This window comes from Lentzea terrae, from assembly GCF_003265345.1.
Classification (GTDB): domain Bacteria; phylum Actinomycetota; class Actinomycetes; order Mycobacteriales; family Pseudonocardiaceae; genus Lentzea; species Lentzea terrae.
Map to the genome: position 1 here is coordinate 201,808 of NZ_QFWW01000030.1, position 26,819 is coordinate 228,626.

General features: G+C 64.7%; 20 protein-coding genes. 5 read left to right on the top strand and 15 right to left on the bottom strand.

Annotation, left to right across the window (positions count from 1 at the left end):
* Window positions 1–135 precede the first annotated feature (135 nt).
* Window positions 136–486, top strand: a complete 351-nt coding sequence (locus DI276_RS38005; RefSeq protein ID WP_112272812.1) for a helix-turn-helix domain-containing protein — start codon at window positions 136–138, stop codon at window positions 484–486.
* Here DI276_RS38005 and DI276_RS38010 read toward each other — a convergent pair.
* The 7 genes from DI276_RS38010 to DI276_RS38040 form a co-directional block, all read right to left on the bottom strand.
* Window positions 483–1,070 (bottom strand): ClpP family protease, encoded by a 588-nt coding sequence (locus tag DI276_RS38010; RefSeq protein ID WP_112272814.1) that lies wholly within the window; start codon window positions 1,068–1,070, stop codon window positions 483–485. The two genes, DI276_RS38005 and DI276_RS38010, sit on opposite strands and share 4 nt — an antisense overlap.
* On the bottom strand, window positions 1,067–1,681 hold the full coding sequence (locus DI276_RS38015) for a ClpP family protease (protein WP_112272816.1): 615 nt from the start codon (window positions 1,679–1,681) through the stop codon (window positions 1,067–1,069). Before DI276_RS38015 ends, DI276_RS38010 begins: the two co-directional genes overlap by 4 nt.
* Before the next feature lie 57 nt (window positions 1,682–1,738).
* Window positions 1,739–2,563: an SMP-30/gluconolactonase/LRE family protein gene (locus tag DI276_RS38020; protein ID WP_112272818.1), complete on the bottom strand. Its 825-nt coding sequence runs from the start codon at window positions 2,561–2,563 to the stop codon at window positions 1,739–1,741.
* Window positions 2,560–3,396 (bottom strand): sugar kinase, encoded by an 837-nt coding sequence (locus DI276_RS38025; protein WP_112272820.1) that lies wholly within the window; start codon window positions 3,394–3,396, stop codon window positions 2,560–2,562. The genes DI276_RS38020 and DI276_RS38025 overlap by 4 nt, the downstream gene beginning before the upstream one ends.
* The gene (locus tag DI276_RS38030) at window positions 3,393–4,154 is read right to left on the bottom strand and encodes an aldose epimerase family protein (protein WP_198681166.1); all 762 of its coding nucleotides are present in this window, start codon (window positions 4,152–4,154) and stop codon (window positions 3,393–3,395) included. Before DI276_RS38030 ends, DI276_RS38025 begins: the two co-directional genes overlap by 4 nt.
* Window positions 4,155–4,230: 76 nt before the next feature.
* The gene (locus DI276_RS38035) at window positions 4,231–5,076 is read right to left on the bottom strand and encodes a cellulose-binding domain-containing protein (protein ID WP_112272822.1); all 846 of its coding nucleotides are present in this window, start codon (window positions 5,074–5,076) and stop codon (window positions 4,231–4,233) included.
* 239 nt (window positions 5,077–5,315) lie between these two features.
* Window positions 5,316–6,578: a tetratricopeptide repeat protein gene (locus DI276_RS38040; RefSeq protein WP_112272825.1), complete on the bottom strand. Its 1,263-nt coding sequence runs from the start codon at window positions 6,576–6,578 to the stop codon at window positions 5,316–5,318.
* Window positions 6,579–7,191: 613 nt separating this feature from the next.
* Here DI276_RS38040 and DI276_RS38050 point away from each other — a divergent pair.
* Complete coding sequence (locus DI276_RS38050) at window positions 7,192–7,950, top strand: DUF2637 domain-containing protein (protein ID WP_112272829.1); 759 nt, start codon at window positions 7,192–7,194, stop codon at window positions 7,948–7,950.
* A gap of 115 nt (window positions 7,951–8,065) precedes the next feature.
* Here the strand turns inward: DI276_RS38050 and DI276_RS38055 are convergent, their stop codons facing one another.
* From DI276_RS38055 to drmD, 6 genes are all read right to left on the bottom strand, one after another.
* Window positions 8,066–8,788 (bottom strand): pentapeptide repeat-containing protein, encoded by a 723-nt coding sequence (locus tag DI276_RS38055; RefSeq protein ID WP_157985205.1) that lies wholly within the window; start codon window positions 8,786–8,788, stop codon window positions 8,066–8,068.
* A gap of 132 nt (window positions 8,789–8,920) precedes the next feature.
* The gene (gene drmC / locus DI276_RS38060) at window positions 8,921–9,652 is read right to left on the bottom strand and encodes a DISARM system phospholipase D-like protein DrmC (protein WP_232837205.1); all 732 of its coding nucleotides are present in this window, start codon (window positions 9,650–9,652) and stop codon (window positions 8,921–8,923) included.
* The gene (gene drmB, locus DI276_RS38065; protein ID WP_232837206.1) at window positions 9,627–11,651 is read right to left on the bottom strand and encodes a DrmB family protein; all 2,025 of its coding nucleotides are present in this window, start codon (window positions 11,649–11,651) and stop codon (window positions 9,627–9,629) included. The genes drmC and drmB overlap by 26 nt, the downstream gene beginning before the upstream one ends.
* On the bottom strand, window positions 11,648–15,328 hold the full coding sequence (gene drmA / locus DI276_RS38070) for a DISARM system helicase DrmA (protein ID WP_112272838.1): 3,681 nt from the start codon (window positions 15,326–15,328) through the stop codon (window positions 11,648–11,650). The genes drmB and drmA overlap by 4 nt, the downstream gene beginning before the upstream one ends.
* On the bottom strand, window positions 15,325–19,302 hold the full coding sequence (locus DI276_RS38075) for an Eco57I restriction-modification methylase domain-containing protein (protein ID WP_112272840.1): 3,978 nt from the start codon (window positions 19,300–19,302) through the stop codon (window positions 15,325–15,327). Before DI276_RS38075 ends, drmA begins: the two co-directional genes overlap by 4 nt.
* The gene (gene drmD / locus DI276_RS38080; RefSeq protein ID WP_112273440.1) at window positions 19,299–22,496 is read right to left on the bottom strand and encodes a DISARM system SNF2-like helicase DrmD; all 3,198 of its coding nucleotides are present in this window, start codon (window positions 22,494–22,496) and stop codon (window positions 19,299–19,301) included. Before drmD ends, DI276_RS38075 begins: the two co-directional genes overlap by 4 nt.
* Before the next feature lie 78 nt (window positions 22,497–22,574).
* Between drmD and DI276_RS38085 the strand changes: the two genes are divergently transcribed.
* Both DI276_RS38085 and DI276_RS38090 read left to right on the top strand, forming a co-directional pair.
* Window positions 22,575–23,687 (top strand): helix-turn-helix domain-containing protein, encoded by a 1,113-nt coding sequence (locus DI276_RS38085; protein WP_112272842.1) that lies wholly within the window; start codon window positions 22,575–22,577, stop codon window positions 23,685–23,687.
* Window positions 23,688–23,794: 107 nt separating this feature from the next.
* Window positions 23,795–24,223 (top strand): hypothetical protein, encoded by a 429-nt coding sequence (locus DI276_RS38090; RefSeq protein ID WP_232837207.1) that lies wholly within the window; start codon window positions 23,795–23,797, stop codon window positions 24,221–24,223.
* A 50-nt stretch (window positions 24,224–24,273) separates the two neighbouring features.
* Here DI276_RS38090 and DI276_RS38095 read toward each other — a convergent pair whose 3' ends face one another.
* Window positions 24,274–25,287: a DUF4268 domain-containing protein gene (locus DI276_RS38095; protein ID WP_157985206.1), complete on the bottom strand. Its 1,014-nt coding sequence runs from the start codon at window positions 25,285–25,287 to the stop codon at window positions 24,274–24,276.
* Between the two features lie 25 nt (window positions 25,288–25,312).
* Window positions 25,313–26,263 carry a PE-PGRS family protein gene (locus DI276_RS38100; RefSeq protein ID WP_112272848.1) on the bottom strand — a complete coding sequence of 317 codons (951 nt, stop codon included), beginning with the start codon at window positions 26,261–26,263 and terminating at the stop codon, window positions 25,313–25,315.
* 381 nt (window positions 26,264–26,644) lie between these two features.
* Here DI276_RS38100 and DI276_RS53510 point away from each other — a divergent pair, with 381 nt between their 5' ends.
* Entirely contained in the window at window positions 26,645–26,818 is a 174-nt protein-coding gene (locus tag DI276_RS53510; RefSeq protein WP_408610620.1) for a transposase family protein, read from the top strand.
* The last annotated feature ends 1 nt before the right edge of the window (window position 26,819 follow it).

Genomic DNA, 26,819 nt, shown 5'->3' on the forward strand with positions numbered 1-26,819 from the left:
CTTGGTGGTGTGTTGCGTTGCGGGGAAGAGCCTGCTCAGCGGTCTTTCGGCCACCTTTGGGTGGTTTTAGGGCTGTCTTTCTGCTGACAGCAGAACCGTGGTTTGCGGTGGTCGCCGTGCTGTCACCATGAGGAAATGGCGGAGATCCTGGACTTCAAGCGCGCTGTCGAACCGTTGTGGCGTGAGGCCCTGGGCCGCAAGCTGCGCGAGACCAGGGAGGCGCGCGGCGACCGCCTGGTCGACGTGGCCGAACGGGCGGGCATCTCGGTGCAGTACCTGTCCGAGATCGAGCGCGGCCGCAAGGAACCGTCCAGCGAGATGATCGCCGCCGTCACCGGTGCGCTGGAGATCGACCTGGCCGACCTGCTGATCGGTGTCGCCGGCCAGGTCCGTCACGTCCAGCAGGTTCAGCACTTCCACACCTCGCGTCCCTCCGGACGGCCGTCCGGCCCGGTGGCGATGGGCGTGCTGGTGGCTGTCGCCTAACGCTGCTCGAGCACCTGGTCCGCCAGCCCGTACTCGACGGCGCCCACAGCGTCGAACACGCGGTCCCGATCGGTGTCGTGACGCAGTTCGGTCACGCTCCGGCCGGTGTGCCGCGACAGGATGTCCTCCAGCTGCGTGCGCACCCGCACCACCTCGTCCGCCGCGAGGATCAGGTCGGGGATCGCACCACGCCCCTGCGCCGCGGGCTGGTGCAGCACGACCCTGCTGTGCGGCAACACGGCCCTGCGCCCTTCCGCCCCCGCCGCAAGCAACACCGCGCCCGCCGCAACCGCTTGCCCCACGCACGTGGTCGCCACCGGCGCCTTGATGTAGCGCATGGTGTCGTAGAGCGCGAGCATCGCCGACGGATCCCCGCCCTCGCAGTTGATGTAGAGGTTGATCTCCAAGTCCGGGTTGTCGGACTCGAGGTGCAACAACTGGGCGATCAACGCGTTGGCGACCCCGGAGTCGATCCCGGTGCCGAGGTAGACGATCCGCGAGCTGAGCAGGTGCGAGTAGACGTCCATGATCCGCTCGCCGCGCGCGTCCCGCGTGATGACGTTGGGAATGGTGTAAGTGCTCATGCGACGGCCCCCGAGTGCAGTCCCAGCTTGTGCGTGCGAACGGGCACCACCTGTGCGAGGTCGCTCACGACGTGGTCGATGAACCCGTACTCGAGCGCCTGTCCGGTGGTGAACCACCTGTCGTGCAACGAGTCGGTGAAGATCCGGTCGAACGGCTGCCCGGTGTCCTCGGCGATCAGCCCGAGCACGGTGTCCCTGGTGTGCCGCAGGTCGTCCGCCTGCACCTCGACCTCGACAGCCGAGCCACCGATGCCCGCACTCCCCTGGTGCATCAGAATCCGCGCGTGCGGCAACGCGAACCGCTTCCCCTTGGTACCGGCGGAAAGCAGGAACTGCCCGGCACTGCACGCGAGCCCCAGCGCCAACGTCGCGACCTCACACGGCACCAACCGCATCACGTCCCGGATAGCCAGCATCGCGGGCACCGAACCGCCCGGCGAGTGGATCCACAACGCGATGTCCTGCCGCGGATCCTCAGCCGCCAACGACAGCATCTGCGTCGCGAGCACCGTCCCGTTGTCGTCGTCGAGCGCGCCGTCGAGGATCAACACCCGCTGACCGAAGAACCGTTCCCTCAGCCCGGGGCTGAAGAGCCTCTCGTTGTTCGTCATGCCAACGACGATGCCGGTCCGCTTTGAGGGTTCGCCGCTTTCTCTGCTGTGGGCAGATCAGCTGTGAGCAGGCACGTATGCGTTCGCCGGACGGCCGGGGATGTTCACGTCGACGGCGAACAGCGCGCCGTCGTGCAGCGTTGGGCGGCGCAGGCCGCAGGTAGCGGTGGTGATGAACAGGCGGCTCAGGTCCGGGCCGCCCAGGCAGACACTCGTGGGTTGCCGCGCCGGGAGGTGGATCTCCTGGTCCAGCTTGCCGTCCGGGCGGTAGCGGCGCACGACCGAGGAGCCCCAGAACGCGATCCACACGTTGCCTGTCACGTCGGTGGTCATGCCGTCCGGGGTCTGGCGCGGGAGGTGCAGGAAGGTGCGGCGGCCGCTCAGGTCGCCGTCGGCGTTGACGTCGAAGCGGTGCACGAGGCCGCGGGCGCTGTCGGCCAGGTACATCAGCTTGCCGTCGTGGGAGAAGGCCGGGCCGTTCGGGATCGTCAGTCCTTTGAGGACAGGAGCTGGTGCGCCGAGGCGGTGCAGGGAACCTCTGCCGGGTTCGGTGTCGTAGGCCATGGTGGTGAACCAGAAGCGGCCGGCGGGGTCGGCCGCGGCGTCGTTCACTCGCAGTCCGGCGCCTGCGAAGGATTCGAGGGTTGGGCCGTCGAGGAGTCCGGCGCCGGTTCCCTTGGCCGCCATCAGCCCGTTGCTGGTCGGTGCGACGGCGCCGACCGGGACGTCGAGCTTGGCGATCTCCTGGAACGGGGCGGGAACCGTGCCCGGCGTTTCCAGCACGCGGCCCGCCAGGAGGTCGACCACGACCAGCCGGTCGTTGATCCAGCGCGCGCCTTCGCCCAGTTCGAGCTGCTCGAAGTTCCACTGCGTCAACGTCATCGGACGGTGCTCCCTGGTTGGAGGTCCAGCAGGTCGAGGTCGGTGCGGGTGGGCAGGCCCTGCCAGTCGCCTGGGGTCGCCACGGCGAACGCGGCTACGGCGGTGCCGCGGTGCAGGCGTTCTGCCGGACTCAGGTGGTCGAGCAGGCCGGAGAGGTAGCCGGCCACGAACGCGTCGCCCGCGCCTGTGGTGTCGACGGCCGTGACGGGGTGGGCCGGTGCTCTCCACTCGCCTTCCGAGGTACGTGCGGTCGCGCCGGCCGCGCCGTGTTTGATCACCACTTCGGGGACGTTGTGGTCATCGCCGGCGATCGGCAGCTCGTCGTCGGACGCGATCAGCACGTCGACGTGTGTCAGAAGTGGACGGATCGCCTTGGCTGCTTCCGCTGCCGACCACAGCTTGGCGCGGAAGTTGACGTCGAAGGTCACCGTGCAGGTGATGCCGGTGACGTGCACGATCCGGGGCACGCTCACGTCGAACGCGCGTCGCACGTCCTTTGCGGACAGTTGGGAACCGGCGGAACCGCTGCGGTAGTGGAGAACTCGGGTGATGTCGGCGGTGCGCGGCTCGAAGAGGATCAGGCCGGTCTTGGCCGGAGTGGTACGGGTGCTGATGTCCACCTGTTCGGCGAGCAACGTGCGGCGGACCAGCGAGCCGATCTCGTCTTCGCCCGTGACGCCGACCCATCGTGTCGCGTGACCGAGCCGCGCGAGGCCGATGGCCACGTTGGACTCCGCGCCCGCGATGGTGAGTTCCGCGGTGCCGCCGAGGCGCAACGAGCCCGCGGCGCGGAAGGCGCCCATGGTCTCGCCCAGGGTCAGCACGTCGGTCATGCGGGCCCTTCCTCGAAAGCGGTGAGGGTCAGGCGCCATCGCACGGTTCCGGACGCGGGCACGACAGCCACGGGACGAGTGCGGTCGGCGCGGTCGAAAGTGCGGCCCAGCATGGGTTCGACGCCGACGCTGCGGTACGGGTCGCCTTCCGGCCAGCCGCGGAGGTTGCGCCACAACGCGATGGAGACGGGCTGGTCGGCGCACTCGACGTGCAGGTCGAGTTGATGATCTCCATCCACCACGCGGATCTGGTCGCGCTCCAGCACCGCACCGACGGCCGTGCCGTCGTCCGGGCCGAGTTGCGCCAGTCCGGCCGGCCACTCGCAGAGCACCGGCGCCGGGTCGGTGATCAGCACCGGGGTTCCGGCAGGGGCCACGAGATGTGCCGCCGGACTGAGGTCGAGGAGCGCGTGCGCGGCCCAGACGAACCGGTAGCCGGGCTCGGCGGTCAGTTCGTAGTCCGCGATGACCGCGCCGTCCTTCGACTCGATGCGACGGCTCAGCACGAACTCGAGGCAGAACACACCGGTCTCGTCCCACGGCCGGCTCCACGCGTCGCCGTGATCGGGGACGCCGCGCACGGTCGGGACGCACTCCTCCAGGCCGCCCGCGTCGACGAACGGCGCGCCCGGCGTGACGCTCGAGCGGGCCGGGTCGGGACGGTGCCACAGCCACTCGCGACGAGCTGTGCGGAGCGACGTCCAGCGGCCGCCGAGGGCGTTGTCGACCTCGGCGTACAGCGGCACGGTGACCTGCACGGTTCGTCCCTGGCATGATCGAGTGCGTGGTTAATTAGTAATTTATCTTGCCACGTTCGACCGCAGAGGCAACACCTCAGCCCGTCTTGCAGGCCGTCCCGTTGAGCGCGAACGACGCCGGGGCGGTGTTCCGGTCACGCATGGACCCGAGGAAACCGACCGAGACCTCGCCCTGGGGCGCGATCGTCGCTGTGTAGTGGACGTTGGCGGCACTGACGGCCGCGCCACGCTGCGACGGCGACGCGTTCCACATCTGCTGGACGGTCTGACCGTCATTGAAGGACCAGCGCAACGTCCAGCCGTTGATCGCCGCACCGCTGGTGTTCTTGATCGTGATGCCACCCTGGAAACCGCCCGGCCACTGCCCGCTGATCCGGTAGGTGACCGTGCACGGCGGCGGCGCAGGAGGCCGAGTCGTCGTCACCACTGGAGCCGGCGGCGGCAGCGGAGGTGGTGGCGGAGGCGTTGTCGTTGTTGGCGTCGGCTGCTGAACCCGCCTGGGCGACGTCGACGACGGAGGAGTCTGCGTCGATGTGGCATCCATGCCGTTGCAGGGCAATCCCCACAGGCCGCGATCTTCGCGCGCAGCGGTGGCTTCAGCCTCAGCGATCTCACCGGCAGCACCTTGTGCCCGCAGCACACCTTCGCGCACGGCGAGAAGTGCGTAGTCGGTGCCATCTTCCAGCCAGAGGTTCACCTCACCAGGAGTGACCGAGGTGACGCGAACCGGCCGGACCAGCAACGTCTTCGTCGCGAACGCGATCGCCGCAGCCGCCCAGCAGGTCGCCGGCTCCGCGAGCAACGAGATCCGCACACGCTGCCCGTCGTCGAGCTCGACCGTGCGGCCGTCGACGACCTCACGGACGAACCGCGGCACGTTCTCCCGCGCGTCGGTGATCAGCGTCGGCGGCCGCGACGACACGCGAGTGACCGGCGGTGGCGCTGGACTCTCCGACGTGCACGCACACGTCAGGAGAACCATGAGAAATAACAAGGACTTCCGCAGCACCAGGGACTCCCGCGCGGTCGTTGAATCTTTGACGACCGTATCGTGGCGCAGGCCCGACTGAATCCGCCGTTCGGAGTTGATCAACTGCGCGAAAGGGAGGCCCTAGTGGTTTAGACCAAAGTTCGTTGTGTGCGAAGCGATGTGGACTGTCCTCACACGACAGCCGCACCGCGACCTATGTAGAACTTCATGTCGGCGAAGTCCAGGGTGACGTTGAAGGGTTTGAAGAAGCTGTGGGAGAACTCGCCCAGCACGTCGAACCCGAGCCCGTCGTGTCCCGGCCGATCTCCCGCGACGCTGTAGGCGCCGTGCGCGGTGGCGCTGCCGAGGCGGACCTCCTTCGGGTAGCAGGGGTAGACGTTGATCGCCTGACCTCCGGCCGCGGTCTCCTCCGGACGGTCGTGGTCGACGCGGATCTTCAGCTCCCTGGCCGTCCCCTCGAACATGCCCGCAGCGTTGTTGCCGGTTCCGCCGATGTGCAGTGCCACCACCCGCGGTCCGGAGTCGGCGAAGCTGCCCCTGCTGAACGTCAGGTGCTCATGCGCCAGCCACAACGGCAACGGCTCCGCGCCTTCCCGCGCCCGCCTGGACGCCTCGGGGCTCTTGCGGCGCAGAACCAGCTTCCGGCCGGCGTAGTCGACCGTCGTCAGGAAGTGGGAGAAGATCGACGTGCCGAAGATGCCGTCCGAGTCGCCGGCAGACTCCCCGTCCGACCAGTTCACGGGAATGTTGCGCAGCTCGACGTCACCCAGCCGCAGCGAGTCCAGCACCCCGTAGTGGAACCAGAAGACCTTGCCGACGTACTCGATCTTCTCGCTGGCCACGGCCCGCAGGCCCGCCTCCGCAGCCGTCTTCGCCGACACGTTCAGCGGCCCGACGCGCGTGTAGAAGGAGAGCCGCTTCGCCGGTCCCCCGTTGAGCGACCCCTCCACCTGCGGAATCGGGTCCATCTGCAGCCAAGGCAACCGCGCGACGTCACCGCGTATCTCATATGGCTCACCGCGAAACGCTTCGTACCACTTCGCCTCGGATTCCGAGCCGGCCACTCGCCAATGCGGTGCGGCGCGGCCGAACTGGTCCTGCCTGGTGTAGCAGTCGGCCAGCATCCGGTGGATCTCCTTGTCACCGGGCGCCAGTTCGACCGCCTTGCCGAGGTACTTCTCCGCCTCGGCGAACCTGTTGCTCAACAGCCCCACATACCCGCGCCGGCTAGCGGCGTGCACGTTCTTGGGGTCGCGCTTCAACATTTCCTCGTACGCGCGACCGGCCAGCTCGAACTTCCCGGCCTTGAACAACGCGTCCGCGTCACCGCCGGCCTGCGCCTTCGCGGCCCCGCCCAGCAGTGGCGTCGCGGCGGCCATCACCGCCGCGGCACGCAGCACCGAACGCCGGCCCCAGTTTCCATCCCCAGTCATGGCGCCAGTCAAGGGCGCGCGCTGTTGCCGCCACGTATCCGGATTTCCATACGCCGGCGATATGACGTCCACAGTGGACGCCGCAGAAAACACGAAGGACGAGGTGCGAACCGCACCTCGTCCTTCGTCCGTGCCCCCGGTCCACCTCGGACAACATCTACACGCACCGTCGGGGGTCCGGGGGCGGAGCCCGCCGGACGGGGTCTGGGGGTTGTACCCCCAGAAAACACTCGGGCGGCCTCCGGTTCGCGCTTTCCGCGAACAGAGACCGCCCGGTCGAACGATGCCCCCGGTACGCCTCGTACAACGTCTACACACTCCCGCACCCGCCGTGAACTGCAGGTTTCCGCCACCGTGGAGGTCCCACGTGGCCGCCGCCGTCGCGCTGGCGGTGAAGCGTGATGAATCCGAACGAGATCATCTACGGCCTGACTGACCTGCAAGCTGACGGCTTGGCCTGTCCGGTTTGCGCAGCAAACTTCATGCAGGTCCATGTTGCCTCGGTGCCTGTTGGTCGCTCGGTGACCGGCTCCCAGGTCCACGCCTGCGTCAACGGGTGCGCCGTGTCAGCTGCGGCAGCCGTCGCGGCTCGGCGTCGAGCCGGCGGTGCGCGATGACCGCCGTCGTCCGGCGCGATCGCTCGCTGTGGGTCCAGTGCGCGTGCACGGCTCTTGTCGCGCTCGGCGCGGCGTACGCCTCGTACCGACATGGGCGCGAGTTCGCGCTCCGGTTCGGCGCGGACGAAACCACCGCGGCGATCTGGCCACTGATCGTGGACGGCTTGTTGACCACAGCGACGGTCGAACTGTGGAAAACCGGTCACGGCGGCGGACGCTGGAAGGCTTGGCTGGCGTTTGCGTTCGGTATCGTGCTCTCGCTGTGCGCCAACGTGGCCGCGGCCCCGGAGTTGAGCGTGTTCGCCGTGGCGGTCGCGGCATGTCCGCCACTTGCGCTGCTGCTGGCAGTCGAGCTGCTCAATCACGCCCTGAAGCGTCGTCGCGCCGAAACCACGAATCAGACTGGAATCGGGAACGATGAGAACGGCTACGAGACCGCCAGCGTGGTGCGACTCGCTACAGCCTCGGGCGGTTCTCGTCCGCCAGGAGAGCCGACCGCCGAGCAACGGATGTGGGCCTACTTCCGTGCGCAAGCCGCGCACGGTCGATTGCCGACCGGCGCAGAATTGGACCGTGCTGCAGGAACCAACAACTACGGCCGCAGGGTGCTGCGCATGTGGCACGAGAAGGGCCTTGTAGCCTCCTCGACCGCTCTCAACCACTCGCACCGTCGCAAGCCCAGAGCTGCCAACGAGATCGGCCGCCCAGAGGGCGATGCCGGTCACGACCACACCGGCGATCAGAATCAGGTTTGACAAGGCGCCAACCACGCGCTTATTGACCTGGCGAGCGACGAAGTCCGACGTGTCGGTCCTCAATGCCCGCTGATCGGCGAGCGCTACACCTGGAGACCAACCACACCCTGCTCACCTAAGAGAAATGCATCCCTACCGTGTCCATAGTGCCATCGCAGCTAAGACCATCACTCTTGAACGGACCTGTGAAAAAAGCTTCACGAAACGTAGCGGCTGCGACGAACCGGACACCATCAAAAGACGCACCGCGATTGAAATAGCAAAGTGTGAAATCGGCGGGGACGGCGAAGGTAGCCCCGTCGAACCGCGGGCTCTCCGAGAAGTAGGTGTGACTAAACTTCGCGAAGCTGCCGATGAAGCGCGCGCCACTGAAGTCCACGTCGTTGATCCATCGCCCCGACGTATCGAAGTCCGTAAGAGTTACGCCACTAAGGTCAACTGACACGTCCGGCCAGTACTGCTCATCCCTGTCATCCCACCCTCCGCGACGTGTGCGCATGTCGTAAAAGACGTCTCGCAGGTCCCTGCGAGGCTGGGACATGTGCTTCAGGATGACGCGTTGCGCAGTTTCCAACACTCCCAGGTCGCCGCCGGAGGGTGCATGATCGCTGGCGGCGCGCAGGCAGCCGCACAGTACGTGCATGACGGCCTGCCGGTAGCCCGGATACTCCTGACCGAGGTTTTCCAGCAGTCGCATACCAGCAATCCGGACTAAGGGGTGGCCGCTCGACAACTGCTCGACTGCGGCAGTGAAGACCTCCGCGATCGAGGCATTCCGCCAGTCATGGATATGAACCCCGCCGTAGATTGCGCCGGCCTGAAGGCTGGCGCCAAACACGGACCCAGCGATCTCGTTGTGCGCCCACGGCTCTGCCCCATCCACCATCCGACGCCCCCACCTGACTCTTATCGACCGAGTGACGCTCGTTGAAATTCACCGATCGACTCAACATAACTGATAACTTCGCAATCATGTGAAGAAAACTCGCTCATAGAGCAGAGGCTCGGCGTCTCGGAGCTCACGTTCTACGGCTTCGGTGAGGTTACGATCATCGATGAGCACGCCGAACTCAACATTGCCGTGTTCCGCGCTCCACGAGTAGTTCGCGCTGGTCACCAGCAGGAACCGGTGGTCGATCGCAAGGAACTTGGCATGGTTGCGTACGTCGGCACCGTCGAACTGCTTGGTGTTCATCACGACGGCTGGCCGAAGGTGTGTGGCCACCTCCAATGCGGTCGGTGCGCCCTGTCTCGCAGCTGCTGCGTCGAGGTAAACCCGCAACGACAGTCCTGGCCGCACGGCTGCCCGCCGCAGGGCTGGCCACAGTCCCGAGGACCGCTGAAAATTGAAAGTAGAGCAAGTGATGGAGTACCGGGCGCCGTCGACCAGATGCGACACGGAAGCCGTGAGCGGCCCGCTACGCGCGAGGTGTCCTGGCATCGTCCACAAAGGAATCGCTGAGGTAAGAGTTGACCGTGCGCCTTCGATAGCCCGCAGAACGGCGATGCGGGAGGACTGAGAGCCATCCGCCAGCAATGCCCGAACCGCTGCACGATCTCCTGCGGCAACGGCCTTCAGCGCGCTGGTGAGGGTGTCGCCGTCAGCTAGCCGGTCTGCAACGAGCCCTGCCTCCGTGCCGGTCAGCCGCTGTCCCAGTTCTCGCGCCGCGTCGGGGTTAATCGACGCGACCAAAGAACCCAAGACCACTCCCAGGGAGATCGACAAGGAAACGCCGGTCGAGAAACCGATTGGCCCGCTCACACGAGGTCTCCGATGCCATGACACAACAGTGACAGGCAGCGCCGTGCAGGAAATCCTCCGGATCCTGCGGGGTCCGCATGGCACAGATCGGGTCTGAGGAACATCGGTTGGCTCGATACAGCGCACCTGACACAACGCGTTCCAGCCGATCGGGTTCGCTCAACTGCACCAATCCGCCCAGCGTGCCGTCACTGTCGGAGGCGGTCGTGCAGATAAGCAGCCCAGCCGCCGCTTCGCGTGTGTCGGACGCCGGCCAGGCGTAGAGTCGCTCACTCAGGCTTGCTGCGGAGTAGCCGCACTCCATGGCCAGTTCCCGGATCAGAACGTGCGCAAAGGTGTGGATCAGCCAGTAACGCGGCGGCCGAAGCCGCGTGTCCGGATCTACGATTGTCGCGGTCTCTGAGAAGCGACGATAGAAGTTGCGGCGATGTGCTTCCCGATGGTCCCGCCAGATGCTGGTCGCTTCGACCCGCGACTCCCATGCCGCCACGGCAGCCTCGTCGAGTTGGAGGTAGACGCCCTCGCCGCGGTCCTCTGTGGCCACAGTCCACGCCGGCCGTGGCGCTCTGGTCAGCGGGGCCAGACGTTGGGGCAGATCGCCGACACGATCCATGTCGTCGATGCGGGTAAATCCGACCAACGCGTTGACCTTGCGCAACCGTTCGACCGCCAGCACCCTGGTGATCTCCGGCCGTAGGCCAGGCCCGCGTTCCCTGATGGAGAGGGTCAGTCCGCTCACGGGATCTTCGTCCCGCGGACCTCGAGGATCCTTCAGAAGGTGTTGCCATTCAGGAACGAGCAGGTCCACCGGATCCCATTGCTTGGCCCACGCGTCCAGTTCCTCCGCTGACTCGGGAGGAGCCATGGCGGTGGCAACGGCCTGGACAAGCTTGTCATCCGGCACCTCGGCAACATCTACCTTGCCGTCGAGCACGTCCCGCAGGGTATCGAGGTCGTCTGCGTACTTGGCCAGCTTCTCGCCGAGTGCCACGCGGATTCGCGCTGCGAGATCCCCAGTTTCCTCCTGCGGCGACTCGGGCATCACAATGATCGACTGTGTCGCCGGAAACCACAGGTTCGAGGCGCCCACCAGGATGAGTCGCGCCTCGTTGGCACAGCCATTCGGCTCGAAGGCGTCGAGATGAGGATGACGACCCCGGCAGTGCGGAAGCTTGCTCTTGCCTGCTTCGCCCTGAGCCTCGTTCATGGGGCGCCGCGCGCCGCAGGACCCGCATCCGATAATCGCCGATGCGCCTTTACCTGCCATGCGATCGGCCATCTTCAGTGCAGGGAACTCTGCCTGTGGGCAGGGCTTCCAGTGATGCACCCACTCATCGTAGGGGAACTCGTCGAGGTGGCCGTCGACGCAAGCCAGCAGGTACCTGGCGGGGACCGCGGTGCGACGAGTCGGCTTCCGAGTCCGGTTGCCTGTGCGACCGGTGCACTTCGGGTGTTCAAAGCAGGCCAGGTCGGGGCGGAACGGGTGAGTGTTGGTGTAGGCAAACTGCGAAACCGTCCCCAGCATGTCGCATCCCGTGCAGCGGAGCCACTGCGGGAACACACGTGCGGGCACGCCCAGGTCATTGCCCTCTGTGGACATGCTGATCTTCTTCGGCTGCCATGGATGGAGGCTCAACTGCACGTCGCGGGAGCGCAGCAGCTTAGCAACGACCTCACGCAGCCGGGGCGCCCGAACCGGTCGGATTCCGTTGCGGCGGCGCCAGATCCGATCCCAATCATCGAGGCCGGTCGGCATGATTGTGAATTGCGGCAGGTCCATGATCGCGCCGGGACCGTACGTGTAGAGCAGAGACGAAGGTCGGCCCGAACCGACCTTCGCGCGGTTGTGCTTGGTCGCCTTCTCAGCCTCGCGGTCTACGTCGCCCAGCGGGTCGACGGCGGTCGCGGCGTCGTAGACGAACCGGGTGTCGGCGGTCACGGGTTCTCCTGGGGCGGTTCCCATCGCGGTGCTCCTGGCGGCGCGATGTAGACGAGGTTCTCCTTGATAGGGCTCACGAGCAGGTTGATCTCTGGCTGAACCTCCCGCATCGAGTTGGCCACCACGAACGGTGGGGCGTCCCTCGATCCCGCACGCGACTTGGCGTTCTCCGCGCTCATCATCAGCGCGTCATGCCGCGTTTCATCGGTGACCTTCTCGTAGACCAGAGACTTCCGATGGTCAGCCAGAAACTTGCGGCGCTTCTCCCAGTGATCAAGCCGATTAACCAATTGGTCTCGCGCCCGGCGTGCAGCATCCTCGTTCGATGCACGCAGCACCCGGCTCACCAGGGTGTCGATGATGTCGACGACGAAGTCACGCTGTCCGTCGATGCCTCCCGCATTGCTCTCTGGGGAAAGTCCTTGCACCTGCGCCGCATGCAGCACACGTGCGGCACTGACCAGCACGCCGTCCAGGCCGCGGTCGAGCGATGTTGCGGAGAACGGCGTGACCGACAGCGCCTCGACCTGTGCGTAGAAAGTCTCGTGGTAGTGCCGGAACTGCTCAAAATGCGCCAAGTCACGAGGCCGTGCCCAGTTGCCCAGCGACACGACCAGGCCAGGACGTGTGCCGTCGCGGCCTACGCGCGAGGAGGCCTGGATGTACTCGGCGGTGTTCTTCGGCTGGCCGACCACGAGCATCAGTCCAAGCCGGGTGACATCTACTCCTACCTGGAGCATCGACGTGGCCAACACCGCATCAAAGGGATGGACCTCGCGTGAAGGCACCGTTTTCTTGGCTTCACGTAGCGCCCGCAGTTCACGCTTGCCCGCCGTGGAATCGAAGACCGGGTCGAAGCTCACGGCCATCTGGTCCAGCGTCGCAGTGATGTCAGCGCTGGCCACCCGCGAGGTGAGCTCGGCAACGTGAAGGGAGCCGAAATCAGTGCCAGTCCTGCTAGGAAGCAGCGACCACGGTCGCCGCTTGGCGAGCGCGGTCTGGATGTCGTCGCCCATGTACCGGGCCATACCCGCCAGCTCACGAGTGGCACTGAAGTACGCCACCAACGACAGGTACGGGTCGGCTGCCTCTCCAGATCGGTCGAGCAGCAGTTGCCCGGCCGCCATCAGCACCTCCGCCACCCGAATCTCGGCGGTGGTCAAGCGGACACCGGTGGTCGACAGGCCGATGTATCGCCGGCCCGGGAACTCCTCGGAGATCGGTTCTTCCTTGGAGAAGAACGTCCGGCCCGCGTCGAGCACCTGTGGCGGGAAGATCGTGACGTCCCGTCCGTACAGCGCTTTGACCTGATCCGCGGCGTTGCGTGCCGTCGCCGTCGACGCGACAAGCAACGGACGAACCGGTCGATCGTCAGACGTTCGCCACGTAGTCAGCACGTCTACGGCGACCTCGAACAGTCCTACGGTCGTCCCGAGTGCACCTGTGATCAGGTGCAGCTCGTCCTGGATGACCAGATCCGGCGGCCGCAGGCGGTTCGCCGGACGCACCGCAGCGGCAGGTAGGCCGTCCTTGGCCGGGTGTTTGTTGCCGTCCTTGATGTCGCAGTGCTTGTAGTCGGGGTGAACGAACCCATGCCGGTCACACCGCCGCGACACGTATCCAAACAGGGATGCCGCCTCGCCCTCACGCGCAAGCCGCGCGAACTTGTCAACCGTCGCGATGAGGAACGCGGGCGCAAGCCGGTAGATCTCCTCGTCCACTGTCAACACCGGCAGACCATCAGCCGACGCTCCACCAGCAGCAAACGGGCACTCTGCCAACTCGTCTCCGCAGTACACGTGCACTCGGCGGTTCTCTGGCTTGGCCTTCACCTCGCCTGGCCCGATCCGATGCCCGCACCAAGGGCAACGTTGGATCTGCAACACGGTCAGCCGGTAGCCACCTCCGCTGGCGTTCGCCCGGGTCAACTGAGCTTCAGCCTCGTCGAAGCGCTTCGGGCTCACGTCTGTTCCGACCCAAAGTCCAATACGGAACGGCTCGGACCCCCAGGTGGCCTGGTCATTCAGCCGCGCCAGCTCAGCGGCACATACCAATGCGGTCGCGCGCTGGAACTGCTGGGCCGTGAGCAACCGCAACGTGTATCGCATCATCACGGCGATACCGGAACTTCCGTCGAGCGGCCCGTCCGGTGTGGACACGACACCCTGGCGTCGCCGGATGGCGAACGCGTACGCGGCGAGCCCAAGGTACGCCTCGGTCTTGCCACCGCCGGTGGGAAAGAACAGAAGTTGAGCCTTCGGATCCCTACCGGACCGTCGTTCCGTTGCAGGGTTGGTCAACATCGGGAGTTGCATGAGCACGAAGGCAAGCTGAAACGTGCGCCAAGAGTGCGCCTTCGGTCCCTCTGCGAGAACCGCTGTTCGCGCCTGCTCGATACTCTCGCTTGGGTTCTTGGCCCGGCGCTGTGCCACCTGCGACTGGATGCGCTGGTCAGCCATCACCTGGTTCATGAACTGGAAGCACCGCAACGCCTCGTCGTCGGACAGGAGGTGTTCGATGCCGTCCGCGAGCTGCTTTTGCACCTTCTGTGCTTCGCGGACGAGCTCGACGCCGTCCTCGCGCAGATGCTCAGGCAGAGCTTCAGCCTCGGCGAGTTGGCCGTCGAGCCAGGTGCGATACCCAACGACGATTGGCTCCAGTCCGGCCCTCAAGTCATCGCGGCTCGCCTTCTGAAGCACCCGCATGTCGAGCAGAGCCTCGCGAATCTCCTCCGCGGTGGTCTGCGGGGTCTGCACTGTTGGCAGCCAGGTCGTCCACACGGCGCTGGCCCGGCGAGCCTGCTCTGATGCTTTCCAGTCGACCGAACAGGTGCGACCGATCGCGAACTCCAGCCGGTCGCGGTACTGGAGCTTCAACCGTCGCAGCTCGTCGTCCCGCTCCTCGCGGGTGTCGGTCAGTCGATCTGCAACCGGCAGGAAGACCTCTTGACCACCCGCTTGGACAAGCAGCTTGGTTTGGTAAAGCCAGGCAGTCACCGGGATCTTGCGCGGCGCCACGCGGTCGTTGCATAGCGCCACCTCAATCAGCCGCTTCCCGCCTTCGACATCGTCGTAGCAGTCGATACGCAGCACTACGGTGTCCTTGAGGTGGATCATCGTAGTGTGCGCAGGATCAAGCTTGGCGACAGTGATCGTTTTGGTGATCTCGATGGGAATGCGCTTGTACCGGCGGACCGCGCTCCCGCCGTCCTCGCGCTTCTCCTTGACAGGTTCATATCGTCCCCACGATGCGACCACCGTGAACTCAGCCAGATCTCCTGGAATCTGGCAACGCAACCCCATCGACGCCGGGATCATCAGACCTCGCTTCTGCGGGTCATCCTCGACGTTGTCCTCGTCAGCGCCGGCGCCGCTTTCGTCCACGGCAGTAACCGGCACACCGCGGCCTTCCTCGGCGTCGAGCGCGTCACCCACGTCCGTCGCGGCATCGCTTTCGTCGGCGTCCGAGGGGTCCTGTCGGCCGGACGCGAGCCGCACCGGCGCAATCCGCCCAACCAGGTAAGCCACGTCAGGCACACCGTCGAGGATTTCCTCCGGGCCGTTCGCGGGGCCGAGAAGTTCCCGTTCGAGGATGTCGACCAGGTTCTCCCGCACAGTGAGCGAGCGCCCATCAGGCTCGTGCTCCAGGCGGTAGTGCAGGTCCGATGGGGCGTTCACTCGTCATCCCCCTCATCCTCGGCCGGCGGCGGCGCCTCACCCTGGACTGCGGCCCGGCGGTGGTTCTCCTCCAGCAGCAGATCCAGAATCTCCACTCGTGCCGCCGGGCTGACCGTCCACCGGGTCATCTGCCGATAGGTGTAGAAACCGTGGTCGAGCGGAACGTCTCCCCAGCCGTAGGCTTCTATGACGGCTTGATCGAGCTCGACATGGATCTCCCGCATCCGAGCCACGTCCACGTCGGAGCCGGTGATGTCCGGATCATTGACCAGGTTGTAAAGCTTGGTCAGCCCCAACTGTCGCCGCAGCATGATCTCGCGCCGCTCAGTGTCCAGTACTCGCCCGATCTCCGTCAGCGGCTCAACCAGTCCTGGACGTGGATAGGTCTCAAATACATCGGATGGAGTGTAGCGCGGATCGTTCCGCATACCAGACCCATACTTGATTGCCCACATCTGATGCAAGCTTGAAGACAACACTGCCTGATCCGCAAATGAATCCGTCGCAAATACAGCAGTTGCCTCGCTCGGGACCAGCCACTTATGCACTCTTGCAGGCATGACAGCCCTGCTGTGGCGAGTAATTACAAGCATTTCATCAAGTTTGGCAATTGCCTTCCGCATTGCCGGGCGCGGCCTAAGGAACAGCCACCACGGGATTTCCCCCAGGGATTTCTCTTTCTTTTCTCGATCACTCCTGACTTGCTCGTATAGCCTTCCGTAAGGAAGACTATACTTCCGAGCCTCATCCTCGGTTCGACCGTCAAAGTCGATGACCCAGCGAGAAGGAGAGGTGTCAGGACGAGAATTCAAGTCGTCACCATTTAGATACGGAAATAGCACTTCACTATTCTTGTTATCAACTTTGATCCAAGAAGCAGCTTCCGCGGACTCAAGCACGAATCCCTTACCAAGAACAATGCAGCCCTGAAATGCAATCTCGGCGTTCTCAACAAGCCGAACTGGATTTCCTTCGACGCGGCCGGCGGCTTCCAGCAGCGTCGATATCCGCTGCACCTCGACGTCATCGACCACGCGCGGCAGATCATCTGGTATAGCTCGACGACTGCCCCACACGGCAGCATATTCAAGATTAACACTAGCAGAGGGCCACGATTTACTTTGTATCGCCCGAACGATTGTGAAGCCATCTGCGGTCATCCGGTCAAGCCCAACCTCGCGAGTGGCTCCCTGCGCGAGACTATTCGTGGCGATCAGACCTAGATTCCCAGTCGAGTTCAGCAACGACATGGCTCGCAGGAAGAAGTAGCCGACCAGGTCTGCGCTACCCTTGGTTCCTGCAGCGAGAGTATTGACGAACCAATTGCGAAGATTGACCCCCATCGATCCCGTGAGCTTCTGACCCCCCAGAAATGGAGGGTTGCCGATCACGGCATCGAATCCTCCGCGCTCCATCACGTCCGGCATCATGAGGATCCAGTGCAACGGCCGCCAACGGTCATAGTCGGTTCGCACTGTCGGAGTCAGGCCGGCCTCAAGAATTCCCTCAAGCATCGAGCGGTCGGCCTGCTCGTACGCCAGACTGACTGCATAACTGAGGTTGGCGTACTCGGTGTTTAGCTTCTTGCCCGGCTTGCCTCCGTGCCGAAGTCCAGCCGCTATCACTGCATCACCGATGTTAGTCAGTTCAGCGATCAGTTGGCGATACTCCCGCCACTGGCGTCGCTTGGTGGTCGCGGAACGCTGTGGATCAGCATCATTGACCTCGTTGGCGAGCTGGCGGCGCAATGTCACAGCCCGACGCAAGGTGCTATCCACATCAAGTTGGAACAGCCGATCCTGCTGCACAGCGTCGGGGTCAATGTGCTGGTATTTGAGCTGTCTGGTATCAGTGAGTCCGAGCAGAGAGTTGCCGTGCAGGATCTTGTCGTCCACGAAGGAGAACGGCAGCTTCTGGTCCAGTGAAACCAGCCAGAGCGACAACTTGCACATCTCCACGGCCATGTCATTGATGTCGGCTCCGTAAAGGCACGTCGCCACCACGGTGCGAATCGCGTGGGTCATCTGCTCGTGTGGCGTACCGATCGCTTCGCCCTGGCGCTGCCACGCCTCCACCAGCCGCTCTGCCAAGTAGCGGGCAGCCGCTACAAGGAACGCACCTGAGCCGCAGGCAATGTCCGCGACCTTGAGGTCGAGAATCCGCTCCGAGGAGACAGGTACCCAACCGCCGACCTGCTGGTGCGGACCAGGGTCGAAGACGAGTGGCTCCAGTGCGTGACGAACCACTTCCTCGGCCAACGACCGGGGCGTGTAGTGCGCGCCGGCTGTCGCTCGCGACGGTGTCTCGACCACCAGCACTCCACCGGGTTCCACGACCAAAGGACGGTTGCGGAGGTCACGGCGGATGATCCCGGCGAACGGCCGCAGTCGGTCACGCAGCTCGGCGTCCGAGGTCACGGCGCGAAGTGCGCGTTCGGCGTCCTCAACCTTCTCATTCTCCCGGATGGCCTTCGCCAACGTCGTCCTCGATGGCGGGGTGGCAGCGGGCTGGTTCTCCTTGATCCACGCCAGGATCGCGTCTGCAAGCGTGGCGTCGCCTCGCTTGGCCACCGCCAGCGACTCAAGCACCGCAAGAGGAATCTCTGGCTCCTCGCCCTCCTTGCCGATGAGCCCGATCACCACCTCGTCGACCTCGGCGCACGAGTAGCCAAGGAGGCCCTCATAGATGTAGCCGATCTGCTCAACGTCGATGTCCCGGAACGAGATCCGCCGTGCGGGCTGCCCCTTGAGCTTGGCGAACTGAACCGCGCGCAGTACCTCCAGCATCACGCGGTCGGACACGGTGATCGCCAATGTTCCCGCTGGCCCGCGCGCGGTGAGGAACGGGAATCGACCGGAGTCGAACAGCGAGCCACCGTAGGACGGAAGCCGGATGTCCTCAAAGGACGCTCCGTGGTATAGCGCCTGGGAGGTCGCAAGCAGGCGGTGCCACGTCAGATGAGTGCCGTCGAGCGCTTCGCTGCCTTCTTCGCGAGCACGGGCGTCAAGCGCGTCCAGTTCCTCGCTGATTCCGTACCCGAGGGTGAACAGGTTGCCTTGAGGCAACAGATTGCGTTCCTCTGCGAAGAGCAGGAACACGACACGCATCATCACCGTCACCGCGGCCTCGTACACCTCTGCCCGTTTGGCGGGCAAAGGGTCGAAACCGTCTGCTCCCAGCGCGGCCTCTGATAGCGCCTGCACAAGCAGTTCGACTGCCCGCCGGACCTGGGTGCCCAGTGCCTCAGTGATCTCCTCCGCAGCGGCGACCGACTCGCCAAAGAGCGCGGTTAGCCGGTCATCCAGCTTGCCACCGATCAAATAGCGTCGCTGGAGCAGTTCGATGAACGCGTCACGGGTGTGTGGCTCGTCGATCCACGTCTGCGCGTCCACGACCCCAGACGCGGCCACGGTCTCCTTGCGAGCGCTAACGATCGCCCACCACCGGCCGTCTGTGACGAGACCGATCGGGACGGCGTTGACACGGAGCAGCTCCTCGATGCGGTCGACTGGCGTGTTCGCCCACCCGTCGTTGAGTGGGTCACGCAGGGAATCGACCGGATCGACCACCAGGACCAGCGCGCCAGTCGCGTCTCCGTGCACAAGCGCGCCTGTCGCGCACACGGTGACGGCGTGATCAGGGGATCGCACCTCGTCAGCCGAGATGGCAGTGGTGTAGGAATCGCGCCACCCGAGCACGTCCCGTAGAACGACATCGACCCAGACGTCGCGTTCCTGACGGTAGAAGTCGAGCGCGGCAGCGTCGTCCCGCCGCTTGTCCCAGTTCTCCCAAGCCTTCTCGAACGCGAGCTTGGCATCTTTCAATGCCGCAACCGCGTCCTTGCCAGGTCGTGGCATGCCTTGCGGCCAGACGCGCTTAAGTGCCGGCACTGCCAGAAACGGCCCGTCAGTGTCGACGAGTTCGAGCCACCGGCGATGCAGGTCGGCTCCGGTGGGTGCGGACTTGCGGTTCATGCCCGCACCTTCCCAGTCTCGGCGTCAGACGGAGTCAACGCGAACACGACAGCTGCAGCCGACACATGCGGACGGATGTCGCGGTAACGCTCACCGATCGCAGCAATCTCGCGTTGTTCCTCGTCATCAACGCTCGCCAGTCGGTCCTCCATCGCCCTGAGGTCCCTGCGGCGCTGTGCCTGCTGGTCGTCGGTGAACAGCTTCTCCTCCTCGGCGCGGATCTCCCGCGACAACCGATCGCGGGAGTCACGCAGGTTGATCCGGAACGCGCCGAAGATCTCGCGCACCCTGGCGATGTCGGAGTCACGCCGCTTCTGGAGCGCTTCGGTGACTTTCTCCTGGCGGGACTCGGCCTTGCGTGCCATAGCAGTCAGCAGGCGGGTTCGCAGGCGGGAACCATCCGCGTTCCATAGATCGGACAGCGCTGCACGGACGTCATCTCCTGCGAGAGACAGACTCTCTGCATCGAGGGTCTCGTCGAGCACGTCCTCCACTTTCGCCTCGGACATCGTGTTGCCGTGCACCCTGATGCCGGTAAGGAAGACCTCCTCGTGCAGACGTAGGCCACCACGGCCGACCAGGACCAACCGCGATACAGCAGCCACGCACGACTGCGGCAAGCCCTCGGCGACAACGGCGGTTACCCGATTAACCGGCGAATCCACGCCGAACAAGGCGCTGCGCAATACGCGGGTGGCGCGCTGCATAAGCGCGTGCCCGAGGTGAATGTGCACGAGGTCATGCCGCCCCTGCGCGGCCTTGTCGTCGAAGGTGATCGGTCGCGGCTTGCCGGGCTCGAGCCGGGTGTCGAGGCCGCGTAGCGTCGGCTGCCACGCCGATCCCAGTCCTGGCACGGTGAACACGGGCACGTCGGTGTCCTGAGCGAAAGAGACGTCTTCCACCAGCGGAGGCTGGGCGGTCAACCCCAGCGCGGTGTCCACCACTCTGCGGGCATTGGCCGGCGTCAGGTGCATCTCAACCTTGCGCTCGTCGTACGTGCGAGACAACTCAGTAAGCCTGCGGTTGAGCTCGAGGCCTCCAGCGAGCACGCGAGTGATGACCGCGTTGCCGTCATCCGGCGCAGTGGGTTTCGCTTTGCGGCCACCTGCCGCAGGGTCGAAATGATTGCGCACCTCGAAGTCGACCACCTGGTTGACCGAGCCGAGATCTGCAGCGACCGTCCCGATCTTGTCCGCGATGCGTTCAACCAGGAACCGCAGGTCTCGAGCGTACTGGGAGTCGTCGGACTCGGGCACGAACCGGTAGATCTCCGGCGTGTGTTGCTGGCCGTACCGGTCGATCCGGCCGATCCGCTGTTCCAGTCGGGACGGGTTGAACGGGATGTCGAAATTGACCAAACGGTGGCAGTGGTCCTGCAGATCGATGCCCTCGCCCGCCGAGTCTGTCGCGACGAGCACGCGCACCGGCTGCTTGGCGGGATCCTCGGTGAACTGCGCTCTAATCAGCTCTCGTTCCTCGGTCGGGGTCGAGCCTTGGATCGTGGCCAGCACGTCTCGATACCCGCGCTGCGTCAGCACATCGGTGATCCACTCGAGCGTGGCGGCGTATTCTGTGAACACAACGACCCGCTCATTGGTCCACGCCTTGCCATCCGGACGGCAGATCGCGTCCAGGAACCTGATCAACGCGTTCAGCCGCGAATCCGGCCGATGCTCGTAACGAGACCCCCACTCGATCAGAGACTCGATCTCACGGCCCGTGGCAGTCACCAGCGGGTCGGAGCCCTTGCTCTGCCGCAGCGCGGTGAACTCAGGGTGCTCGGCCTCGCCCTCTTCCTCGTCGGACTGGCCGCTGCCCAGCACCTCGGCGTAATACTGTTCCTCGTCATCGAGATCCAGTTGGCGACCAGTGCTCGCGGCGTGCTCGTACAACTCCAACGTGCGGGCGAAAGACCACGGGCTGGACAGAAAACGCTTCTTCAGCAGCATCGCCACCAGGCCGCCGGAACGCCCCTTGCCGTTGGCGCGTGCGCTGTCGCTGAGAATTCGATCCAGCAGAGCGAACTGGCGCTGTTCGTCCTCGCTGGGAGCGAACAGGATCGGCTTGAGCTCTCGTTTGCGGAAGTCCTTCTCCGGCAGATCAGTCTTCAGCCGCCGCACGGCGACTTCCCGCAATGCCTGTTCGTCAAGGTTTGCGCCACGGCTGAAGCGCCGTCCGTCGATCATTTCCAGCAGAGCCGTGAACGACTCCGAGTAACCGTTGTGCGGGGTTGCACTGAGGAACAGCCGGTGCTCGCACTTCTCCGCCAGCGCCTTCGTGGCGGTCGTGCGCTGGCTGTCCACGGCGTAACCACGCCGACCAGGCGCGGCGGTCGGGCTCGCCGGCGCGACGTGGTGGGCCTCGTCGACCACGAGGACGTCAAAGGCGAAGCGCCGAGCCGAGGCCGTGTCTGCGACGTCGGCGAACACGTCACGCAGCAACCTTTGGGCGCGCAGTGTCGGCAACCACGACATGCTGACGATCACTCTGGGAAACAGTCGGAACGGGTTCGCGGCTAGCCCGTGGCTACGCCGTACCGTCGCCATCAGCTCGCTGTCGACGATGACGAAGTCCAGACCGAACTTCTCCCGCATCTCGTCCTGCCACTTCAGCCTCAAGCTCGGCGGGCAGACGATCACCACGGAGCGGGCGCGGTGCCGCAGCAGTAGCTCCTGAACCACCAGACCGGCCTCGATGGTCTTGCCCAGACCGACGTCATCAGCCAACAGCAGGTTCGTCCGCGAGGACTGCAGGGCTCGACGAAGCGGCTCAAGCTGATAAGCCTCCACGTTCGCGCCACTGCGGAAAGGGGCCTGGTACGAGTTCGCGTCGGCCGACGTCACCGCACCCCAGCGCACGGCATCGACGAAAGCCGCCAGCGTGTTGGGGTCGTCGAACGCGTCCGGATCGATCCTCTCGGGGAGGCCTTGATCGGGGGCAACGGTGTGGCCGACTTCCAGCTCCCACACGACCGTGAGCTCCTGACCCAGCCGGTCCTCCTCGAGCGACTGAAGGCTCACCACGTGTGTGAGGCCGGCGGCGCCCTCGTCAGCGGGACTACGAGGCAACCCTTGCTGCCGAACTGCAGCCACTGCCCATGTCGATCCGCGGACGTTGACGACCTGACCAGGTTCCGGAACTGGCGGCATCATCGGCGCTCCAGCGTCATCACGCTGCTCGCGCTCGGCTGCCATCGTCACGTGCGTATCCCCTCGTCGCTTAAGACAGCTCATCTAACTCCCGGCTTGCGAAAATCGCAAGCCGGGAGTTAGATGAGCCAAGTGTCCAGTGTTCCCGAGCGCGTACTGCGCCTGATTGAGGCGTCCGGGCTGACTCGCCGCGACTTCGGACAACGAATCGGCCTCGACGAGTCGAAGATGTCCAAGTCGCTGAGCGGCGCCCGCCGGTTCTCCTCTGTCGATCTTGCCCGTGTCGCCGAGCTGTGTCATGTCACGGTCGATTGGCTCATCACCGGCGAGGAGCCGCCTCTCGCCATCGCCGCCAGGACCACAGGCGGCAAGGCGGGCGCCGCGCTCGACGCGGCTAAGCGATATACCGCGCTGCGCAACGACATCGCGTTCCTCGGCTATCACCAACCGTGGCAGCCGAACACCTACGATCCCAGCAAAGGTGGATACGCCGAGCAGGGCCGAGGCTTGGCACGGGACGCTTTCGCACGTGTCACCCAGGCGGGTCGATCGATCGAACGCGAGAATCTGATCTCCCTCGTCGAAGACGTCTTCGGCGTCGACGTAGCCGTCGTCGAACTCGGCACCGGATTCGACGGACTGGCGGTTTCCTCTGACGAGGTCAAGCTGGTCGTGCTGGCCGCTTCGCACGTTCCCGCGCGGCAACGATTCACCCTCGCACACGAACTCGGCCACCTTCTGGCTGGCGACGACCAAGACATCCATCTCGACCGGGACGTCTTCGACAAAGCTCAGGCAAAGGACCCCAGCGAGATGCGCGCCAACGCGTTCGCGTCCGCGTTCCTCATGCCCGAGAACCTCCTCCGCACCGCTGTCCCATCGAGAGGGCTCACCGACCAAGCGTTTGCGGCATTGGCCTGCGGCCTGATGGTCACCCCGTCTGCACTGGCCTATCGCTTGCTCCACCTACGACTGATCGACGCAGGAACCTGCGACCGTTACAAGGTGATCACCAGCGCCAAGGCAGCGGCCATGGCGGGCCGTGGCGAGGAGTTCGCGCGACAAGTCACAGAAGCCGGCACGCCACGCCCGCCTGGACTGCTCGTCCGTGACACCTACGCGGCCTACGAGTCCGGTGCGGCGACGCTCCGCCCCTACGCGAACCTGCTCGGCGTCGACGTCGACGAACTCCGGCACGCACTTGAGCCCGAACACGAAACCCCTGATGCCCAATGACCGAGTTCCTGTTCCCGGACAACACGGTCTTGTGCAACTTCGCCGCCGTGGACCGACTCGACCTGCTCAAGTCGGTGCTGGACGGGCGCGGCAGGTGGACCAAGGCCGTGGAGTACGAGGCCACCAAATCCGCCCGCGTCCTCCCCTCGCTCGTCACGCTCACAAACGACGGCTGGCTAGGTGAGCCGATCGAGATCGACAAGGAATCCGAGATTCAACAGGTCAACGCCATACGTCGTGCCGTTTTTGGTGGCACCGACGACGAACCGTCGAAACACCTCGGCGAAGCCGAGACCTGCTTCGTGATCCTGAAGTGGCGCGACTTCACTGGTTCGTGGTGGATCTCCGACGACCGGGAGGCTCTGCGTTACGCGCGCCTGCAGGGCATCACCACACGTGAAACGATCGACCTGGTCAACGCTGCGGTGGTCGCCAGCGACCTCAGCGCGCAGGAAGGCTTCCGCCTCATGCAGCAGATGGCCGACGCGGGACGACACCTTCGACTCCCTGGCTCGGCTGCGGAACTCTTGTACTGATCACCCAGGCAAGTCAGCTGGTTGGCTCAAGTTGCGGCTGGTCGCGTCAACTACGTGGCGGAGAGTGGCGATTCATCCACAGCCGTGGCGCCGATCTGTTGCGACCGAATCTCTTTGGCAAGTGTCCGCAGCTGTGTATCGAGTTTCCCATGCAGTTTGGCGACCTGATCCACCGTCCAGAGAGCCACTTGCTCAACTTCGTCTGGATTGTGCAGATCAAAGTTCTCGCGGTAGATAGCAAGCCGACTAGCACGCCGCTCATTCAGGCGCTCCCAGCTTAATTTCAGCCCCAGATCCTGTTCGAGTTCCGCGCGATTGCCATGAAAGTGGTCGAACAGAGCTTTGGTCAGTTCTTTGTCACCCATATCGAGGTAGACCTCGATGCGGTATCCAGAACGACTGAACGATAAGGAGTAATAACCAAAAGGACCAGAAGCGAAGCTCACCCAGTTTGCTGGCTGTACCCGCGGAGTCTTGATCGTGGAGTATTTCGTGGCCAAGAGCACGAACACGCGCTCGAAAAACACCATGCGCACCTCGGCGAGGGCGGTGGCGGGCACGGAGCCGGCCTGCTTCACGGCTTTGCTCCAGTCGTTGGGCTGCACCACCACGTTGAAGACGGGGGCTGGTGAGGACTCACCGATCCGAACCGCTTCGATCTCGATACCGAAGAAACCTACGCCAGGAGGCGTGCTGTTGTTGAGCCACTCCAGAGCACTGCGATGGTCGTCCCGCAATCGAGTAGCTACCCAGATCACTGATGAAGCACCGAGACCGCTGGCATAAACGACGAGCTGACCAAGATGACTGTGGTCGCTTGGTTCAAGCTGGTTTTCGATGACGACCGGCCGACCTTGCTCATCCTCTGCGTGGATGTCGAGCCGGAACTCACCGATGGGCACCTCGGTGGCGACCACGGTCAGCTGCATACCGAGCTCGTCACCGAGAACGTCGATGTGCTTGGCCAGCCAGGGCGTGAAGGCCACTGCCTCATGGCTCCAGATGTCGCGGATGTTGGCCACCCGGCGCAGTCGGCCGAGTCCCAGATCGTCAACCTCGCTCACCACAGGAGATCTACCACAGAGAGGGCTACATAAGGGCCGCGACGGCAGGTAGAACCTCGGCGAGGTCACGCAGGTGGACGTGCGCGGCGTGCTGGGCGACAAAGGTGGCCAACGGAAGGTCGTTGCTGTACAGAGCCTCGTAGCGAGTACGTTGGTGACGCGATGATCGCGACAGCAGGCTGCCCAGAGGGCTGCTGCTGGTTCGCAGGAAACGTATGGGCTCAGTCCCGGCCAGCCACAGCTCAGGCCGACGCCCCGACTCGTCCATCGCCAGGTCGACGAGATCGGCAGTGACAGCGCGCTTGCGCATCATGTCGCCGCCGGACCACAGGGCGACCTTGAACTCTGCGATGCGGCGGTTGGTCTCCAGGTCGAATGGGCGGGACCGGTCGTTGCCTGCTCCCAGCGATGGTCGATTGGTGATGACCTCGCCCTCTTCGAGGATTGCAGGCAAAGCCAGTGCGATCACCGTCGCGTGGACGACGTCGTTGACTCGCCCGACATCTCGACGTACAACCAGCGCCGCATTCAAAAGTTCTTCCGTCAAGCCAACGTCGGTGGTGAACTTCGCCGCCGATCCGCTGTCTGCCTCCAGCAGCGCGTGTTCAAGTGTGTTGATGCTCATCGTGAACGGAGCGGCCCGTAGGAACGCTACGAGGGTGGCGAAGGCTGCACTGGCCTCCTCGACGGTGGGCTGCGGCCGTCGGTGATCGGCCGCAGGCCGCAGATCTGAGGCCGACTGGGTTCTCGCGCTGGATAGGAATCCAAGCCTCGCGAACTGATTCAGGGCAACCTGGGATGTGAAGGTCGCACGGCCGATACCGAGCACCGCCTCCAGGGCTTGTTTCACCGGGAAGCGCACGCCGTTGACCTCGACCCAGTGAGTCTGAATCGGCTCAGGCGTCCGACCACGTAGCCGATTGATCACCGCCGCTTGGTCTAACTCGAAGTCGTCGCCGTTGATGACAAACCGCACAGGCCTACTCCGTTCCGGACAACAACTACGGCCGCCGAGTGCTTCAGCGGTGACAAGAATTCGGCGACCCCACCGCCGGAACGGCAACGGCCTCCACACCGGGATCAGTCAGCTGCATCGGCGGACGCGTCGTTCGCTGCCGCCTGAAACCTGCACAGCGTCAAAACACGCCCCCACGGCATCACCCTGCAGTCCTCACCGACCCTACGGCCGGCTCGCCTGGATCTCCGACGGACTACCCGGCTCCGTCTACGACCTCACTGCCCGCACCCACAACATCCTGCACGCCTGCCACACCGCCGGACTCCAGCTCGTCGCCGACCGCGGCTACATCGGCGCCGCCGACGACGTCCACCTGCCTTACCGCCGCTACAAAGACGAATTCACCCCAGGCAGCCCGCCGCCAACCGCGCCCACTCCGCCAACCACTGCCTCGTCGAACGCGGCATCGCCACCCTAAAGAACTGGCGCGTCCTCACCCGAGTCCGCGTCAGCCCCCACAGAGTCACCCACTACGCCCGCGCCATCCTCACCCTCGAACTCAAGATGCGATGAC